Below are 16,764 nucleotides of genomic sequence, written 5' to 3'. Positions count from 1 at the left end.
GCAATTGTTATTGCAGTGAAATGACAGGAGTGGAACAAATGAAACAAGAAAAAGCGATCATAATAGGAGGCGGCCCATGCGGGTTATCAGCTGCCATCGCGTTTAAGCAAATTGGGATTGATGCACTTGTGATTGAAAAGGGGAATGTCGTGAATAGTATTTATCATTACCCAACACATCAAACCTTTTTTAGTACAAGTGAAAAGCTTGAAATCGGTGATGTCGCTTTTATTACTGAGAACCGTAAGCCCGTTCGTATTCAGGCACTTTCTTATTACCGAGAGGTCGTCAGACGAAAAAAACTGCGTGTACATGCTTTTGAAAAAGTAAACGCCGTGACGAAACAAGATGGCCGTTTTACGGTGAATACATCAAAAGACAACTATTCATGTGATTACGTCGTCATTGCGACTGGCTACTATGATCATCCAAACTATATGAACGTCAAAGGAGAAGACCTTCCCCACGTATATCACTATTTTAAAGAAGGACATCCATATTTTGATAAAGATGTGACGGTGATCGGCGGAAAGAACTCCAGTGTGGATGCTGCGCTAGAACTTGTGAAATGCGGAAGCAGAGTCACTGTGCTGTATAGAGGAACTGAATATTCATCCAGCATCAAGCCTTGGATTTTACCAGAGTTTGAAGCGCTTGTCCGTAATGGAACAATTCGAATGGAGTTTGGTGCGCAGGTGAAAGAAATCACAGAAGAAGATGTGATCTTTACAAACCAGCAAAATCAAACGGATCGAGTGAAAAGTGACTATGTATTTGCTATGACTGGCTATCATCCAGATCATTCTTTCTTAGAAAAAATGGGTGTCACGATTGATCCAGAATCAGGCCGTCCAGCATTTGATGAACAGACGATGGAAACGAATGTTGAAGGTATTTTCATTGCGGGAGTCATTGCTGCTGGAAATAATGCCAATGAAATTTTCATTGAAAATGGAAGATTTCATGGCGGACTCATTGCAGAAGAAATCAACAAAAGAATCAACGGATAAAAAAAGAACTGAATCCTTCAAAGGGGTTCGGTTCTTTTTTATATAAATTGGGATTATATAGAAAGGTATTTTTAGAAAAATAGGCCCGAGTCATATAAAAAAAGGGTAAATCATGGTACGATAATGAAGGATAATGTAGGGAAAGAGGTCTGGTTATGATCGCAATCATCTCAGCAGGTTTAGCTCCCGGCATCGCACTTTTAAGTTATTTTTATTTGAAAGATCAGTACGACAATGAGCCGGTTCACATGGTCATCAGATCTTTTATGCTAGGTGTCATACTTGTGTTTCCAACCATGTTTATTCAATATGTCCTTCAAGAGGAAAATATCGCAACAAACCCTATCTTGATTTCATTTGTGACGTCGGGCTTTTTAGAGGAATCATTAAAATGGTTTATTTTAATGGTCAGCGTTTATGCACATGCCCAGTTTGACGAACACTATGACGGAATTGTGTATGGAACGAGTGTCTCACTTGGTTTTGCAACACTTGAAAATATCCTTTACTTAGTCGGTCATGGGGTCGAATATGCGTTTACCCGTGCTTTATTACCTGTATCAAGTCACGCATTATTTGGTGTTGTGATGGGTTTTTATATCGGAAAAGCCCGCTTCTCTGATAAAAAAGAGCAGCGCAAATGGCTGATCCTTTCTTTAACGCTCCCTGTGCTGTTTCACGGCCTGTATGATTTCATTCTATTAGGGATGAAAAACTGGGGATATATCATGGTGCCGTTCATGATTTTTTTATGGTGGTTTGGTTTAAGGAAAGCAAAAAAAGCCCGTGCGGTAAAAATGGTGCAAATTTAATTTTGAAAAACGTCCTATTTGTTGATAGGGCGTTTTTTTGTCTTTTCCATCCAATTCTCTCCTGTGTTGAATGTATAAAAATAGGGATCGGAAGAAACATATATTCAAACATCAAAAGTACAGGAGGATCAAATATGGATAAAGCTCGTTTCATGAAACAAATTGTTCTTATCTTCTCAATCGTTCTTCTTGCGTCTTCACTTTTGACAGCCAGTAAAAGTGAAGCCTTCACCGCCCAAGTCATCCAGCGCGGGGCAACAGGAGAAGATGTAGTCGAGCTACAAGCGCGGCTCCAATACAATGGTTTTTACAATGGCAAAATCGATGGCGTCTATGGCTGGGGGACGTACTGGGCCGTTCGCAACTTTCAAAGCCAATTTGGCATGAAGAAGGTCGATGGACTTGTAGGTGAGAAAACAAAAAGCTTATTAGTTCAAAAGACGAAATACTACAAAGAGTTTGTTCAAAAGCAGCTGCAGGAAGGGAACCAGTTTACCCATTATGGCGGGAAGCCTCTTGATCAGCAAACAAAGGCTCCTGCGCAAAGAAGTTCGCAAAAAAAGACAGCCCAAGGTACAAACGAAAATCAAAAAAGTCAAAGTGGATCATCTGGGAAGTCTGGCAATCAGTCAGGCAGCCAGCAGGGAAATCAAACACCAAAACAAACAGCAGCCAACATGCCTGGTGGTTTTTCTAGTAATGACATTCAGCTCTTGTCGCAAGCTGTGTACAGTGAAGCAAGAGGTGAGCCGTATGAAGGACAGGTGGCTATCGCGGCCGTTATCTTAAACCGTTTGAACAATCCGACCTTTCCAAATACGATCGCAGGAGTCATTTTTGAACCGCTTGCGTTTACTGCTGTAGCAGATGGGCAATTTTATATGACGCCAGATGAAACGGCGAAAAAAGCTGTATTTGATGCAATCAATGGCTGGGATCCATCTGAGAGCGCCATCTATTACTTTAATCCTGATACAGCAACAAGTCCATGGATTTGGGGAAGACCACAAATTAAACGAATCGGGAAACATATATTCTGCGAATAAAAAGAGGTGTAAATAAATGATCAGAGGAATATTGATTGCTATTTTAGGAATTGCTGTCATCTCAACAGGTTATTGGGGCTATAAAGAACATCAAGAAAAAGACGCCGTACTGCTTCATGCTGAGAACAACTACCAAAGAGCATTCCATGATTTAACGTATCAGGTGGATCAGCTGCATGACAAACTGGGCGCAACACTTGCGATGAACAGCCAAACGTCCATCTCACCAGCACTTGCAGATGTATGGAGAATGTCATCAGAAGCGCATAACAATGTCAGCCAGCTCCCACTTACATTGATGCCTTTTAATAAAACGGAAGAATTCCTGGCGAATGTCGGAGATTTTAGCTACAAATCATCAGTCAAATCTTTATCAGATGAACCATTAAATAAAGATACGCACAAAACCATTACAGCTCTATATAATCAAGCGTCAGATATCCAAAACGAACTTAGACAAGTGCAGCACCTCGTACTTAATAAAAACTTAAAATGGATGGATGTTGAAATGGCGCTCGCTGACGGCGATCGAAAGAACGACAACACCATCATTGACGGGCTGAAAACAGTCGAGAGAAATGCAGATGCATTTGCAGATGTCGATCTTGGGCCTACAAATGTGTCCACAGAAAAAGAAACACAAGGCTACAATCATTTAAAAGGCGATAAGATTTCAAAAAAAGAAGCGATCCGCATTGCACAGCAATTCACACCAGACCATAATCAACATTTTAAAGTGAGAAAAAGCGGCAGCAAAACCAATCGCGACGTGTACAGCTTATCGATGTCTGATCCAGACAGCCATGCAAACTTTTATCTAGACTTAACTGAAAAAGGAGGACACCCAGTCTACCTACTTCAGAATCGTGACGTGAAAAAACAGAAAATCAGTTTGAATGAGGCATCAGAAAAAGCACTCAGCTTCCTAAAGAAGCAAGGGTTTGACACAGAATCGTTCCATTTAGATGAAAGTGCACAATTTGATAATATCGGTGTATTTACCTATGTTCCTCTTCAGAAAAATGTTCTGCTTTATCCAGATAGTATACGCATGAAAGTCGCATTGGACGATGGTGAGGTTGTTGGGTTTTCAGCGAAGGATTACTTAACGAATCATAAAACACGAGACATTAAAGCACCTAAAATCTCGCAAAAAGAAGCGAAGAAAACATTAAATCAGCATGTAAAGATCGAAGATACTCATTTAGCGATTGTGCAAAATGATATGTCAGAGGAAGTTCTGTGCTATGAGTTCCTCGGAACGATAAAAAACGACACGTATCGCATGTTCATTAATGCAGATACTGGAAAAGAAGAACGAGTAGATAAACTAAAAAACGCAGAACCTATATATAAAGACCTATAAAAAAGGAAACGAGGAAAAGGCTAATAAGTCTTTTCCTTTTGTTTTAGACATGGTTTAATATAGGAGAGGATACGATTTCGATGAAAAGAGTGATGAGGAATGTTACAAATAGGGGATGCAATCACAATTGAATATGTCAATGAGAACAAAGAAGTGAAAACAGCAAAATCGAAGGTTTTGGAAAATAATAACGATGATATTTGCATTAATTATCCAGCTGATAAAGAAACGGGCCGCACCATCTACTTAAACCACCAAACAGAAATCACCGTCTTCTTTTTTGACGAAAATCAAATTCCATACAAATGTACAAGCGAAGTCATCGGAAAAAGAAAAGAAGATATTCCGATGATTGTTATTTCCATTCCGCCAAAAGAAGAAATGATTCGCCTTCAGCGAAGAGAATATCTGAGAGTGGATACGATGGTCAAAGCTACTATCATGCAAACGGACGAAGAGGCCTTTGAGACGTTTATTGTAAATATGAGTGCTGGCGGCGTAGCAATCTCTGTTCCTGAGGGCGTGTCATTGAAAGAATATGGAGAAGTGGTCACAGAGTTTGAACTTCCCCTAAAAGAGCCCGTGAAAATAAAAGCGGTTGCAGAGATGAATCGAATATATGAAGATGAACAGTCTGGCAAAAAAAGAGCGATCATGGAGTTTTCAGAGATCACAAATGACCACCAGCAGCACATCATGAAATACTGCTTCCAGCAGCAGCTTTTAACACGTGTGAAAAAAGCATAAGAATAAAGGGTGTAAAAAGCTTCCATACTAGAGAGGAAAGAATCTAGCGTGGAGGCTTTTTGTATGAAGACAATGGAAAGATGGTTATTGAAAGTGGTGCTCATTCAGCTTGTTTTATTGCTTACCGTTCAGATCACACTTCATTTGACGAAAGGAGAACTTTATTTGTCAAAAGTCGTGCAGTATGAGGGTGTGAACAACATGAGCATTGAAGAATGGATTGAAACGTTTAAGCAGAAGGATTGATAGAAAATTCCCCCGTTTGAGCGGTGATCGTGTTACAATTCATAAGGGAGATTCAATCAAGGAGAGGTATTATGAAAAAGAAATTATCTATTGCAATTGACGGTCCTGCAGCAGCAGGCAAAAGCACTGTGGCAAAAATTGTCGCAGCCAAAAAATCATATATTTATATTGATACAGGTGCTATGTACCGCGCGATTACACTTGCGGCACTCAATCAAGGTGTAGACCTTGAAGACGAACAGGCACTTGATTCATTACTGAAAAAAACGGTCATTGAACTAGTAACAACAGACGAGGGTCAAAAAGTCCATCTAAACAATACGGATGTCACAGAGGATATTCGCACAGACCGCGTAAGCAACCAAGTATCGGTTGTTGCAAAGCACAGAGCTGTTCGGGAAGAAATGGTCCGCAGGCAGCAAGAGCTTGGCAAACGAGGCGGCGTCGTTATGGACGGAAGAGACATAGGCACTCACGTACTTCCAGATGCTGAAGTGAAAATTTTCTTGCTTGCATCAGTAGAAGAAAGAGCAAAACGCCGCTTTGAAGAGAATCAGAAAAAAGGCTACGATGTCAATTACGATCAGCTGATCGAAGAGATTGCAAGACGCGATAAGCTTGATTCTGAGCGCGAAGTTTCACCTTTGAAGAAAGCAGATGACGCCATTGAAATTGACACCACTTCCCTTTCTATTCAAGAGGTGGCCGGGAAAATTTTAGATGCAGCAGACCGCGTGGAGAAACAGTAAGAAATTTTAGAAAACTTTTATAAGTTAGAGGTTTATCTCTTGACAAACAAGGTCTTTTATTAGAAGTTTATACTAATACTATTTTTATTGATCATTCAAGCAATTATATTGATTTGAATGTTTCTATAATACATATTCGGCTGGCAATCATCATGCTTAAGACACATATTCGCCCAGTCGTTTTAACTAAGCTGTGTAGGTTTGGACCAAGGAGGTTATCGAAATGACAGAGGAAATGAATCAAATCGATGTTCAGGTACCAGAGGTTGGAGATGTAGTGAAAGGGATTGTTTCTAAAGTTGAGGACAAGCATGTCAATGTAGATATCGTCAATGTGAAACAACCTGGTATCATCCCAATCAGTGAATTATCAAGTCTTCACGTTGAAAAAGCATCAGATGTCGTGAAAGATGGCGACGAGTTAGAGCTTAAAGTAACAAAGGTCGAAGACGATGCTTTGATTTTATCTAAACGTGCTGTTGATGCAGACCGCGCTTGGGAAGACCTAGAGAAAAAGTTTGAAACAAAAGAAGTATTTGAAGCTGAAGTAAAAGACGTTGTAAAAGGTGGTCTTGTCGTTGACATTGGTGTACGCGGATTTATTCCTGCATCTCTTGTAGAAGCACACTATGTAGAAGACTTCACAGATTACAAAGGGAAAACACTCTCACTTGTCGTGGTAGAACTTGACCGCGAAAAAAATCGCGTGATTCTCTCGCACCGTGCAGTCGTTGAGCAAGAGCAATTAGACAAAAAGCAAGACTTCCTGCAAAAGCTTGAAGTAGGCAGTGTGATTGATGGTAAAGTGCAGAGGCTTACTGATTTTGGTGCATTTGTTGACATTGGCGGCATTGATGGATTAGTTCACATTTCTCAACTATCCCATGCGCATGTTGAAAAGCCATCTGACGTAGTAGAAGAAGGACAAGAAGTCAAGGTCAAAGTACTTGCTGTTGATCGTGATAACGAACGTATCTCACTATCTATTAAAGAAACATTACCAGGACCTTGGAGCCAAATTGGTGAAAAGGTAAAACAAGGTGATGTGCTTGAAGGAACCGTTCAACGTCTTGTGAGCTTTGGTGCATTTGTTGAAATTCTGCCAGGTGTAGAAGGGCTTGTGCATATTTCCCAAATCTCTCATAAACATATCGGCACGCCGCAAGAAGTCCTTGAAGAAGGGCAGACTGTGAAAGTGAAAGTGCTTGATGTGAATGAAGACGAAGAGCGCATTTCACTAAGCATCCGTGATTTAGAAGAAAATCCTGAAAAACAAATCGAAGAGGATTATCGTCAATATCAGGCGAAAGAAGAAAACACAAGCGGATTCCAGCTTGGTGACCTGATCGGCGATAAACTCAATAAACTAAAATAATTTGGTGATCAAAATTGACGCGAGCAGAAAGAAAGAAGCAGCATATCGAGCATGCGCTGTCCACTGGCCAGCATGCAGCAACAGGTTTAGATGATGTTTCCTTCGTTCACGCCAGTTTACCAGATCTTGCGACATCACAAATTGATACACATACGACAATTGGCGGACTGACTTTCGGTTCGCCAATTTTTATCAATGCAATGACTGGCGGAGGCGGAGAATCCACCTATGAGATCAACCGCTCTTTATCGATCGCAGCGAAGGAGACCAATATCCCAGTAGCAGTTGGATCACAAATGGCTGCACTGAAAGATAAAGAAGAAAGACGAACATATGAAGTCGTTCGTAAAGTCAATCCGAATGGAATTGTATTTGCGAATTTAGGCAGTGAAGCGACAATGAAGCAAGCTCAAGAAGCAGTCAACATGCTCGAGGCAAATATGCTCCAAATTCATCTGAATGTCATCCAAGAGATTGTCATGCCTGAAGGCGATCGCGATTTCAGAGGGGCGCTTGAGCGGATTGCAGCTATCGTTGAATCTGTTGGTGTGCCTGTTGTTGTAAAAGAAGTCGGATTTGGCATGAGCAAGGAGACGGCAAGAAAGTTATTCCATGCTGGGGTTGCAGCCGTTGATGTAGGCGGATTTGGTGGAACGAACTTTTCTAAGATTGAAAATCTCCGCCGCCAAAAAGCACTTCGTTATTTTGATCAATGGGGAATTCCAACTGCAGCGAGTCTTGCTGAAGTACATACAGCCTTTCCGAATCAAACGATTTTAGCCTCCGGAGGTATTCAAGATGCTCTTGATGTAACCAAATCAATGGCTCTTGGCGCATCTGCTGCTGGTCTAGCTGGATTTTTCTTAAAATCATTGACCAGTGGAGGAGAAAGCGGCCTCATCGCAGATATCATGGAACTTCAAGAAGATATCAAGATGATGATGACAGTGCTTGGCGTGAAGACGATTGAAGAACTGAGACAGGCTCAAGTTGTGATCTCGGGGGAAACAAGTCATTGGCTCAAAGAAAGAGGCGTTGACACAACGTACTATAGTAAGAGAGGCATGTGATATCACATGCCTCAGCGCGTAGACAAACCCTCGCATTCGGTGCCGGTGCTCACGAATGTACAATTCGCTCCGCTCCGGTACTCGTCCTTCCTAGGGCTGCAAAGGTTTTCTATCACGCTGAAAAGAAGACAAAGGGCTAAAATAAACATCATTTTAGCCCTTTGTCAACAAATCTAAGGCATGTGATGATCACATGCCTTTTTTTATTGATTTCTTTTTCGAGCGCTTTCTGGACCTTCTAATGCTGTTGCACCCTTATGATGAATGGATTGATCGCGGTCAGATTCCACTCTTCTTGACGCCTTTAAACGCTTTTCCTGTCTATCTTTTCCCATCATGTATCCCTCCTCAGGTTATTAGGGTGTCACCTCTTGTTTATTTCATACAAAGCCGGTAACGATCCGCATGTTTAAAAATTGGGGATTTTCCCATAATGTAATTGAGGTGATGAGGCGTTGGAGGCTTTGTACTATTATTGGTCTATATGGTTCGTTTGGATTATGGTGACATTTATCATGGAAAAAAGTTTGTGGCGCACCGTGCTGGGCATCTGTGTACTTGTCCATATTATATTCAGTCATGTCATGATATCCGTTTTAGATATAAGCATCAATGCGGGTTTCTTGATGACTTTTTTATATGCATGTGCTGCTTTCGTCATATTCAGGCCTAGTTACCGAATGATGAAAATCATGCAATTGGGCTCGATGGTGAGCGCGTATGCCTTTTTTATGATATTTGCATTATATGACCCTGTTTGGTTCACGATAATAAAGGTGGATTGGGTCGTATTTGCCCTGCTGATCTTAATGTGTATGACATATGGACAGCCGTTAACGGAAAGAATCACCTTATGGATGATGTCAGTATGTCTTGGCGAAGCCCTTTATGCGCTGACGATTCACCGCCTCACATCATCAATTGTCATAGGGGATCTCTCTTTTCTTTCCTTCGTTGTACAAGGAGCCGTCTTCCTATTAGGTGTCGATCAGTTTGAAAAGCTCTTGAACGCCCGTTCATCAAGAAAATCAGTAAAAGGGGCTGCAAAATCAACATGACAGACTATACGTTTCCTGTGATTATTGGTGTCATCTTTGGGATGGCGGCCAGACTTTACATGTTAAGAACGGATTACCGGCAATACCCTACGTATATTCATGGACAAGTGATTCACATTGCACTTGGTTTTATTGCGTCAGGATTAGGTGCGATCATTATGCCTGCACTAATTCAGGAGGAATTTACAGCGATTACCTTTCTCACTTTGGCAGCCACGCAATTTCGAGATGTCCGAAATATGGAAAGAAATACGTTAACCCAAATGGATTCGTATGAGCTTGTCTCACGAGGCAGTACATATATAGAAGGCATTGCCATTGCCTTTGAAAGTCGAAATTATATTGCGATTCTCACTGCACTTATTACAACGACAGCCTGTATTTTCTTCTCGCTTGTTGTTGGAACAGTGGTCGGTATTCTTTGTTTTTTCATGGCAAAGCTATTAATGTCAGGCAGTCAATTAAAGGATATCGTCAGCATTCAAAAAGGGGAACTTCGCTTTGATGGGGCAGGGCTTTATGTGAATGATATATACATTATGAATATCGGGCTGCCTGAAAAGCAAAAGCTCATTTTAGAGCATGGGATGGGTTTTATTTTGACACCGAAAAATTTCAACTCTGCTACAACGATTGCTAACCTTGGACAGCGGCAAGCCATTTTATTTGATTTATCGAACGTGCTTGGTGTGTACCGCGATTCTGGTGAACCATCGCTCTGTCCACTCGCAAAACGTGATCTGAATACCGGTACACTTGGTGTGTTCATTTTACCGCAATGGCAGCGTGAAGATTTGGCTGTCCGTGTATTAGAAGAGGTGCCTATTTTAGAAAATGCCATAAGAATGCCGACAGATTTCATTAAAAAGAAAGTGAGGTAATAGGGCATGGCGAACACCATTGAACAATTTATATTGGCTGTGGCAACAACTAATAAAGAGCGGGTCATTGGCGGAACAGCGGTTTTTTTCTGTGAAAATAAAGAAGAGCTCGACATGTATGCCATGAATTTAGAGGCCATTTTAGATGGAATTGCACACGGCATTGGAGAAGATCTTTACTTGATTGTCAAACATTTTTAAGTTATTCATTGTGGTCTGATTAAAAATTGATATAATATATAAGTTGAACCCTTCATGTTTGAAGGGTTTATTTCATAAAACTGAATGAAAATTATAAATCCCGGTTGAAACATGATGATGAACATATTGAATCGCGGCTGGATTGAAAGGAAGGGTACTATGGGTAAACCTGTCGTAGCCATTGTTGGAAGGCCCAACGTTGGAAAATCTACAATTTTTAATCGAATCGCAGGCGAAAGAATATCGATTGTAGAAGACACACCTGGTGTAACAAGAGATCGAATCTATAGCTCTGCTGAATGGTTAAATTATGACTTTAATTTAATAGATACTGGTGGAATTGATATTGGAGATGAGCCATTCTTGGCGCAAATTCGCCATCAGGCAGAAATCGCAATGGACGAAGCGGATGTCATTATCTTTATGGTGAATGGCCGAGATGGTGTGACATCTGCGGATGAAGAAGTCGCAAAAATTTTATATCGCACGAAAAAGCCAGTTGTACTTGCTGTCAATAAACTGGACAACCCTGAAATGAGAAGCGACGTGTATGACTTTTATGCACTCGGATTTGGCGAGCCGTATCCGATTTCTGGAACACACGGATTAGGTCTTGGTGATCTGCTTGATGCAGTGGCAGAACATTTTAAGAATTTACCGGATACGCAATATGATGAAGAAGTTGTCCAGTTCTGCTTAATTGGCCGTCCGAATGTAGGGAAATCTTCTTTAGTGAATGCGATGCTCGGAGAAGACCGCGTTATTGTCAGCAACATCGCTGGTACAACAAGAGATGCTGTCGATACGATGTTTACGTACAATCAGCGTGACTTTGTCATTGTTGATACAGCAGGTATGAGGAAAAAAGGGAAAGTATATGAAACAACAGAGAAATACAGTGTACTTCGTGCATTAAAAGCCATTGACCGCTCTGACGTTGTCGCTGTTGTACTTGACGGCGAGGAAGGCATTATTGAGCAGGATAAACGAATTGCTGGATATGCACACGAAGCTGGTAAAGCTGTTGTCATCATTGTGAACAAATGGGATGCTGTTGAAAAAGATGAGCGTACGATGAAGGAATTTGAGCAAAACATCCGCGAGCATTTTCAATTCCTTGATTATGCACCTGTCTTGTTTATGTCTGCTCTTACGAAAAAGAGAATTCATACATTAATGCCGTCCATTATCACAGCAAGCGAAAACCATGCAATGCGCGTTCAAACCAATATTTTAAATGATATCATCATGGATGCGGTGGCGATGAATCCAACGCCGACCCATAACGGACAGCGCCTAAAGATTTACTATGCAACACAGGTGGCCATTAAGCCTCCTTCCTTCGTTGTGTTTGTCAACGATCCAGAGCTTATGCACTTTTCTTATGAGCGTTTCCTAGAAAACCGCATTCGAGATGCATTTGGTTTTGAAGGAACACCGATTAAAATATTTGCGAGAGCGAGAAAATAAAAAGGGTGAGCAGGATGAAGAAAATTTCAGTACTTGGAGCAGGCAGCTGGGGAACAGCTCTTGCGCTTGTATTAGCTGATAATCATCATGATGTACACATGTGGGGACATAGACAAGAGCTCATTGATCAAATCAATGAGAAACATGAAAATCATGATTACTTGCCAAATGTCGAACTGCCAGCGTCTATTCAGGCGACAACCGATATGAAGCAGGCTTTAGAGGGGACAGAGGCGGTTATTGTCGCTGTGCCAACAAAGGCCATTCGTGAGGTATTGAAGCAGGCAAATGAGCTGATCTCATCGAAGGTGCCATTTGTCCATGTCAGTAAGGGAATTGAACCAGATACACTTCTTAGAATTTCTCAAATGATTGAACAAGAAGTCCCATCTGAGAAAAGAGAGGCTGTCGTTGTCCTATCAGGACCGAGTCATGCAGAAGAAGTAGGTCTGCGTCATCCGACAACTGTCACTGTCTCGTCAGAAAACATTGAAGCAGCTCAATTTGTTCAAGATTTGTTCATGAACAATCATTTTAGAGTGTACACCAACCCTGATGTGATTGGGGTGGAAATTGGCGGCGCATTGAAAAATATCATTGCTCTTGCGGCTGGTATCACAGACGGACTTGGATATGGTGACAATGCAAAAGCGGCGCTTATCACAAGAGGACTTGCTGAAATCGCACGTCTTGGCACAAAAATGGGAGGGAATCCCCTTACATTTGCTGGATTAACAGGCGTTGGCGATTTGATCGTGACATGTACAAGTGTTCATTCGCGTAACTGGCGCTGCGGGAATTTACTCGGTAAAGGATATAAGCTCGAAGAAGTGCTTGAAAAAATGGGCATGGTTGTCGAAGGCGTCCGCACAACAAAAGGCGCTTATCAGCTCTCCAAAGAATACAAGGTCAGCATGCCGATCACAGAGGCTCTTTACGGCGTCCTGTTTGAAGGGAAAAAGGTGGACGATGCTGTAGAATCATTGATGGCACGTGTGAAAACACATGAGATGGAAGACCTTGTGAACATGTTTGAAAACCAAACAAAATAAAAGGAAAGACTGAACTTAGGCATGTAGAGGATGCAAGAAGGGGAAGACTTGCATAACATAGCAATGAAGTTTGAATAGAGCTTTGCCTCTACAGAATGAGGAAAATAGTCGATCCAATGACTGAAGCAGAGTCCCCCTCTTTGCTTCAGTTTTTTTATGCGCTTTTTTCTGAATGATTGGAAAAATGATTGATATTTACCTTATTTTTGGTTTAAAATGAAATATAAACGCTTACAATTCGTTCGTTTTGAAGGGGGACAGGCACGATGAGTTTTGCTTTAATCAAGATGTGGTTTGCGCTTGGTTCAATGGGGCTCATGTTTTTAGCCGTAGTAACCATTTATCTCAGCAGGTTTAAGCTGAAAAGCAAATTTCTTAAAATAACGGCCTCGACCGTTGCATACAGCTTGATGCTGATATCAGGTATCATTGTGTTTTTAGTTGTCTTTAGCGGACCGGTCAATGAATAAAGAAAAAGGAAGAATGTGATGATCAAAGCAAAAGTCAGTGTCACACTGTTAGCACTTATTTTATTAACAGGATGTCTGTATCCAGAAAATCGCAAAGCTGAGAACCGGGTGCCATACGAAGAGCAGCTGCAAAGTGTACAGACAGCGATTGAGGAATTTCAAAAAGCAACAAATGGTCTTTTGCCTATAGAAACGAAAGAAGCAGACACGCCGGTTTATCAGAAATATGTCATCGACTTTAAGCGCTTGTCACCAAGATATTTACACGATGTACCGTCTACATCTTATGAAGGCGGGGGCGAATATATTTATGTCCTCACAGACGTCGAAAAGAAACCCACAGTGAAACTGCTTGATGTCAAAATGACGCAGACCATCAATGAATTACGGCTTAGAATCAAGATGTATCAAGATGAACATACATATCCGCCATACGGCAAAGTCGTATCAGCCAATTTATATACGTTAAATGAAAAAAAACTAGGATTAAAATCGCCGCCTGCGGTGATAAGTCCTGTGACAGGGAATTCCCTCCCATTACTGATTTCATCAAACGGTGACATCTATGTGGACTACCGCAGTGATTTTGCTCACATTTTGAAGAATACGAAGCAAAAGCTGAAACCAGGTGAAAACATTCAAGATGTATATTGGCAGGAAACCCCGTTTGTACCCGCGTTTTCTGTCCCATATACCATCAACAAAAAAGGTGAGCCTGCCTTTTTAGAAAAAAAGACGTCATAAACAAGAATGAACCTTTTTCCTCTGCATATAAATGAGGAGAAAGGTTTTTTTATGGCTAAACTTACTCTCAAAACAAAAAGGTGTCATATTCAAATAGGACAACGTCATACACATATATTGTCCAGACACCTTTCAAGCACAGTTTGATTGAAGAATAGAGTATTTAATTTGAAAACGAGGATAGCAAGTCCGGGAGGGGATCACTTGGAAAAAGTCGATATTTTCAAGGATATCGCTGAACGAACAGGAGGCGATATATATTTAGGAGTCGTTGGCGCTGTTCGTACAGGGAAATCTACGTTTATTAAAAAGTTTATGGAGCTCGTGGTGCTCCCGAATATCAATAATGAGGCAGATCGTGCAAGAGCACAGGATGAATTGCCGCAAAGCGCAGCAGGAAAAACCATTATGACCACAGAGCCAAAATTTGTACCGAATCAAGCAGCATCAATTCACGTGAGTGACGGCCTTGATGTCAACATCAGACTTGTCGATTGTGTGGGATACACTGTCCCTGGTGCGCGCGGGTATGAAGATGAAAATGGCCCAAGAATGATCAATACGCCGTGGTATGAAGAGCCAATCCCGTTTCATGAAGCAGCGGAAATTGGTACACGCAAGGTCATTCAAGAGCATTCAACAATAGGTGTAGTCATTACAACAGATGGTTCCATTGGAGAAATTCCAAGACATGATTATATTGAATCTGAAGAACGTGTAATTGATGAACTCAAAGAGGTTGGAAAGCCGTTTATTATGGTCATTAACTCTGTGAGGCCATATCATCCTGAAACAGAAGCGCTCCGGCAGGAACTTAGCCAAAAGTATGATATTCCAGTACTCGCCATGAGCGTAGAAAGTATGAGAGAGCAAGACGTACTCAGCGTTCTTCGTGAAGCATTATATGAATTCCCAGTTCTAGAGGTGAATGTGAACCTGCCAAGCTGGGTGATGGTGCTAAAAGAAGATCACTGGCTGAGAGAGAGCTATCAGGATTCAGTAAAGGAAACTGTAAAGGATATTAAAAGATTAAGAGATGTCGACCGTGTCGTTGGTCAATTCAGTGAATTTGATTTTATCGAAAGAGCGGGTTTAGCAGGAATTGAAATGGGTCAGGGGATTGCGGAGATTGACCTGTATGCGCCAGATGATCTATATGATCATATTTTAAAAGAAGTGGTTGGTGTAGAAATTAGAGGAAAAGACCATCTTCTAGAGCTCATGCAAGACTTTGCTCATGCTAAGACAGAATATGATCAAGTATCAGACGCATTAAAAATGGTGAAGCAGACTGGTTACGGGATTGCAGCGCCAGCGTTATCAGATATGAGTTTAGATGAGCCAGAAATCATTAGGCAGGGATCAAGATTCGGCGTGAGATTAAAAGCGGTCGCTCCATCTATTCATATGATCAAAGTAGATGTAGAGAGCGAATTTGCACCGATTATCGGAACAGAAAAACAAAGTGAAGAGCTCGTCCGCTACTTAATGCAAGACTTTGAAGATGATCCGCTTTCGATCTGGAATTCAGATATATTTGGCCGTTCCCTCAGCTCCCTTGTCAGAGAAGGCATTCAAGCAAAGCTGTCTCTCATGCCGGAAAACGCAAGATATAAGCTGAAGGAAACGCTTGAAAGAATCATTAACGAAGGATCAGGCGGTTTGATCGCGATTATTTTATAGCAAGTGAGACCTCTCATTGATGGGGTCTTTTTTTTGCGTGTAGAATGAGTCATAAAAAGACAATTGTATAAAGATTAGTCAGATTCAGGCTGAAATTAGGAATATTCGTTCGCAAAAGTGCCCTTAATCCTTGACGAATAAGGATTCTTCCCTTTAAAATGCTTGATATGGTATTTCATATGTGTTAATCTACTTACAGAAAATCTTCACTTTGTTGGACAAACATTCCTTCAAAGAGATGTTTTCTAATGAAAAGCCATGTATAACGCTTTCTAGACGCTCTTTTTTTCTGAAAAAGGGTATAGAAAGAAGATGAATTGTGAAGAAATGATAACAATCTACTGAATGCATATTTTTGGGAGGAGGTGAAAGGCATGAACAAGACAGAACTTATTAACGCGGTTGCTGAAGCAAGCGAGTTATCTAAAAAAGACGCGACAAAAGCAGTTGATTCTGTTTTTGATACAATTTTAGATGCACTTAAAAATGGTGACAAAATCCAACTTATTGGTTTTGGTAACTTTGAAGTACGTGAGCGTTCAGCTCGTAAAGGACGTAACCCACAAACTGGTGCAGAGATCGAAATCCCTGCAAGCAAAGTACCTGCTTTCAAACCAGGTAAAGCACTTAAAGACGCGGTGGCAGGTAAATAATCGTTATGTGTAATGATCCTGTTGAAGGAGTTATACATATACAGTTTCACACTGGTCTAGAAAAGCCCCTTTCATAAGGGGCTTTTCCTTTTGAATCAAAAGGTTCGTTTAGAACGCTCTCCTTTGCTTTT

At 41.1% G+C, this 16,764-nt stretch carries 19 protein-coding genes; 18 read left to right on the top strand and 1 reads right to left on the bottom strand.

Going from position 1 to position 16,764, the window contains the following annotated elements:
• Positions 1 to 38 precede the first annotated feature (38 nt).
• The 9 genes from NSS76_RS10620 to fni all read left to right on the top strand — a co-directional run bounded on the left by NSS76_RS10620 (position 39) and on the right by fni (position 8,421).
• Positions 39 to 1,010: a YpdA family putative bacillithiol disulfide reductase gene (locus tag NSS76_RS10620; protein ID WP_024422825.1), complete on the top strand. Its 972-nt coding sequence runs from the start codon at positions 39 to 41 to the stop codon at positions 1,008 to 1,010.
• 155 nt (positions 1,011 to 1,165) lie between these two features.
• Positions 1,166 to 1,822 carry a glutamic-type intramembrane protease PrsW gene (prsW, locus tag NSS76_RS10615; protein WP_024422824.1) on the top strand — a complete coding sequence of 219 codons (657 nt, stop codon included), beginning with the start codon at positions 1,166 to 1,168 and terminating at the stop codon, positions 1,820 to 1,822.
• A gap of 134 nt (positions 1,823 to 1,956) precedes the next feature.
• Positions 1,957 to 2,868 carry a spore cortex-lytic enzyme gene (sleB, locus tag NSS76_RS10610; protein ID WP_024422823.1) on the top strand — a complete coding sequence of 304 codons (912 nt, stop codon included), beginning with the start codon at positions 1,957 to 1,959 and terminating at the stop codon, positions 2,866 to 2,868.
• Between the two features lie 16 nt (positions 2,869 to 2,884).
• Entirely contained in the window at positions 2,885 to 4,234 is a 1,350-nt protein-coding gene (ypeB, locus tag NSS76_RS10605) for a germination protein YpeB (RefSeq protein ID WP_024422822.1), read from the top strand.
• A gap of 99 nt (positions 4,235 to 4,333) precedes the next feature.
• Entirely contained in the window at positions 4,334 to 4,981 is a 648-nt protein-coding gene (locus tag NSS76_RS10600) for a flagellar brake protein (protein ID WP_122631049.1), read from the top strand.
• A 63-nt stretch (positions 4,982 to 5,044) separates the two neighbouring features.
• Entirely contained in the window at positions 5,045 to 5,227 is a 183-nt protein-coding gene (locus NSS76_RS10595) for a DUF5359 family protein (protein ID WP_341082134.1), read from the top strand.
• A 71-nt stretch (positions 5,228 to 5,298) separates the two neighbouring features.
• Positions 5,299 to 5,976 carry a (d)CMP kinase gene (gene cmk / locus NSS76_RS10590; RefSeq protein ID WP_024428083.1) on the top strand — a complete coding sequence of 226 codons (678 nt, stop codon included), beginning with the start codon at positions 5,299 to 5,301 and terminating at the stop codon, positions 5,974 to 5,976.
• A gap of 223 nt (positions 5,977 to 6,199) precedes the next feature.
• A complete protein-coding gene (gene rpsA / locus NSS76_RS10585; RefSeq protein WP_024422818.1) occupies positions 6,200 to 7,351 on the top strand; it encodes a 30S ribosomal protein S1 in 1,152 nt (383 codons plus the stop codon).
• A 14-nt stretch (positions 7,352 to 7,365) separates the two neighbouring features.
• Positions 7,366 to 8,421 (top strand): type 2 isopentenyl-diphosphate Delta-isomerase, encoded by a 1,056-nt coding sequence (gene fni / locus NSS76_RS10580; protein ID WP_122631047.1) that lies wholly within the window; start codon positions 7,366 to 7,368, stop codon positions 8,419 to 8,421.
• Between the two features lie 203 nt (positions 8,422 to 8,624).
• On the opposite strand, the gene NSS76_RS10575 is transcribed toward fni, so the two are convergent.
• On the bottom strand, positions 8,625 to 8,756 hold the full coding sequence (locus NSS76_RS10575; RefSeq protein WP_073206119.1) for a YpzI family protein: 132 nt from the start codon (positions 8,754 to 8,756) through the stop codon (positions 8,625 to 8,627).
• 120 nt (positions 8,757 to 8,876) lie between these two features.
• On the opposite strand from NSS76_RS10575, the gene NSS76_RS10570 reads away from it, so the two are divergent.
• The 9 genes from NSS76_RS10570 (at position 8,877) to hbs (ending at position 16,633) form a co-directional block, all read left to right on the top strand.
• Entirely contained in the window at positions 8,877 to 9,479 is a 603-nt protein-coding gene (locus NSS76_RS10570; protein ID WP_443983699.1) for a YphA family membrane protein, read from the top strand.
• Positions 9,476 to 10,360, top strand: coding sequence for a YIEGIA family protein (locus NSS76_RS10565; RefSeq protein WP_024422816.1), 885 nt, complete (start codon positions 9,476 to 9,478; stop codon positions 10,358 to 10,360). The genes NSS76_RS10570 and NSS76_RS10565 overlap by 4 nt, the downstream gene beginning before the upstream one ends.
• A 6-nt stretch (positions 10,361 to 10,366) precedes the next feature.
• Positions 10,367 to 10,561, top strand: coding sequence for a capping complex subunit for YIEGIA (locus NSS76_RS10560; protein WP_008344527.1), 195 nt, complete (start codon positions 10,367 to 10,369; stop codon positions 10,559 to 10,561).
• Between the two features lie 159 nt (positions 10,562 to 10,720).
• Entirely contained in the window at positions 10,721 to 12,031 is a 1,311-nt protein-coding gene (gene der / locus NSS76_RS10555; RefSeq protein ID WP_024422815.1) for a ribosome biogenesis GTPase Der, read from the top strand.
• A 14-nt stretch (positions 12,032 to 12,045) separates the two neighbouring features.
• A complete protein-coding gene (locus tag NSS76_RS10550) occupies positions 12,046 to 13,083 on the top strand; it encodes an NAD(P)H-dependent glycerol-3-phosphate dehydrogenase (protein WP_024428086.1) in 1,038 nt (345 codons plus the stop codon).
• Positions 13,084 to 13,349: 266 nt separating this feature from the next.
• A complete protein-coding gene (locus NSS76_RS10545) occupies positions 13,350 to 13,553 on the top strand; it encodes a DUF2768 domain-containing protein (protein WP_024422813.1) in 204 nt (67 codons plus the stop codon).
• Between the two features lie 18 nt (positions 13,554 to 13,571).
• A complete protein-coding gene (locus NSS76_RS10540) occupies positions 13,572 to 14,297 on the top strand; it encodes a hypothetical protein (RefSeq protein ID WP_024428087.1) in 726 nt (241 codons plus the stop codon).
• 204 nt (positions 14,298 to 14,501) lie between these two features.
• Positions 14,502 to 15,980 carry a stage IV sporulation protein A gene (spoIVA, locus tag NSS76_RS10535; protein ID WP_008344534.1) on the top strand — a complete coding sequence of 493 codons (1,479 nt, stop codon included), beginning with the start codon at positions 14,502 to 14,504 and terminating at the stop codon, positions 15,978 to 15,980.
• Between the two features lie 374 nt (positions 15,981 to 16,354).
• Positions 16,355 to 16,633, top strand: a complete 279-nt coding sequence (gene hbs / locus NSS76_RS10530) for a non-specific DNA-binding protein Hbs (protein WP_003215863.1) — start codon at positions 16,355 to 16,357, stop codon at positions 16,631 to 16,633.
• Positions 16,634 to 16,764: the final 131 nt, after the last annotated feature.

It is taken from the genome of Bacillus sp. FSL R5-0654 (assembly GCF_038008745.1).
Classification (GTDB): Bacteria; Bacillota; Bacilli; order Bacillales; family Bacillaceae; genus Bacillus; species Bacillus safensis.
Note: the sequence above shows the minus strand (reverse complement) of the source record. Positions and strands in the feature narration are given on the sequence as shown.